Origin of the sequence: Companilactobacillus crustorum JCM 15951 (assembly GCF_001434585.1) — a bacterium.
Lineage (GTDB): Bacteria > Bacillota > Bacilli > Lactobacillales > Lactobacillaceae > Companilactobacillus > Companilactobacillus crustorum.
Window position 1 is genome coordinate 1 of the sequence record NZ_AZDB01000078.1, and the last position, 1,586, is coordinate 1,586.

Here is a 1,586-nt window from a genome sequence, read left to right on the forward strand (position 1 = left end):
ATTCGGATTAAATTTGCAATCTACCAAATAATATTATTTTATGCTGTGTTATCCGCAATTCTAAATCTGGATCATAGTGATATTTGATAGCTTTGTAGCAGTATGTAAATAAAATTATTATTCTGATAAAAGCAAGCAACGATTGACAATTCTGAGCGTTATTTTTCGAATCATGGCGTTTTTATATTACAATGATCCTAGAAAAAGTAAAGTTATGGAGGCGATTAGATGAGTGATTTGGATCAGACAAACAGCTATCGATACGTCATTGTTGGTGGCGGAGTGGTTGCTGGCTATGCCATCAAGGGAATTCGACAGGAAGATTCAGAGGGTGAGATCTTAATTATTTCGCAAGAGGCGGATGTCCCATATGAACGACCGGCACTGAGTAAAAAACTATGGCTAGATGATGAATTTACTGAAGAGAACATTCAGATTGGTGCTGAAAATTATCCCAATGTGACTTTTAAGTTCAAGACAACGGTTACGGCTATTAATCGGCAAGATAAGGTCATTACATTGGCCGATAGTGAGCAAATCAAGTATGAACAGCTATTGCTAGCAACTGGCGGAGAACCTAGACAAATCCAGGGACCTTCTGATCCACATGTGCTAGTCTTTAGACAGTGGTCAGATTATCGCAAGTTACGTAAATTTAGTGGTCCGAACAAGCGAGTTGTGATCATTGGTGGTGGATATGTTGGTACAGAGCTCGCATCGTCACTGACCCAAAATGAGACTGAAGTTACGATGATTTTTCCAGAAAAAGCGCTGGGTGAGGGTAAATTTCCTGAGTCTATTCGGACTGAGTATGAAGCCACGTTCAAACGCAATGGTGTCACACTGATGAGTGGTCAGTTTGTCCAATCATATCAACGCCAAGGTGACCACTTGACTCTATTGACAAAGGATGGTACGGTGATCGCAGCCGATACGATCATTGTTGGGTTAGGCGTTACGCCGCGGATTAGTTTAGCTGAAGACAGTTGTTTGGATTTAGCTGATGGTGGTGTGAAAGTTAATGAGTATCTCAATACTAGTGACCCAGCCATCTGGTCTGCTGGAGATATTGCCTCTTATCCAGATCACATCTTGGGTCGGCAACGGATTGAGCACGTGGACCATGCCCGACTTTCTGGTGAATTAGTTGGCCGTAATATGGCAGGTGCTCACATGAGCTATCAGCATACCCCATACTTCTATTCCATGATTTTTGATATTTCCTGGCAAGCAATCGGTAATATTGATCCTAAATTGCAATTGATTTTTGATCGGCGAACGCATGGATCGCTTGTCTATTTCATAGATACCGATAAGTTAGTTGGTGTTTTAGTTTGGAATGTTAAGGTGAATCTTGATGATGTTCGCGCATTGCTTGCGAACGCTCCAGCTACAGATGATCTGGTGGGCTCCATTCGAGAGAAGAAGGCTTAGTATCTGGATGAGATATCGGTGAATCATTGCGTCATCACGAATGTACTTTAGAACAAAATGGCCATCATTAACGATGGCTCAGTAGCAAATAAAAACTAGCCTTGATTCATTTTAAAGTGCATGAAGTGCAACACAAAAGTTAGACAAAATTG

At 41.2% G+C, this 1,586-nt stretch carries 1 protein-coding gene; it reads left to right on the forward strand.

Going from position 1 to position 1,586, the window contains the following annotated elements:
• Positions 1-228 precede the first annotated feature (228 nt).
• Positions 229-1,434, forward strand: a complete 1,206-nt coding sequence (locus tag FD26_RS10705) for an NAD(P)/FAD-dependent oxidoreductase (RefSeq protein ID WP_002825823.1) — start codon at positions 229-231, stop codon at positions 1,432-1,434.
• Positions 1,435-1,586 lie beyond the last annotated feature (152 nt).

Coding starts and splice junctions, on each gene's coding strand:
- FD26_RS10705 (WP_002825823.1), top strand. CDS start 229: ATGAGTGATTTGGATCAGACAAACAGCTATCGATACGTCATTGTTGGT.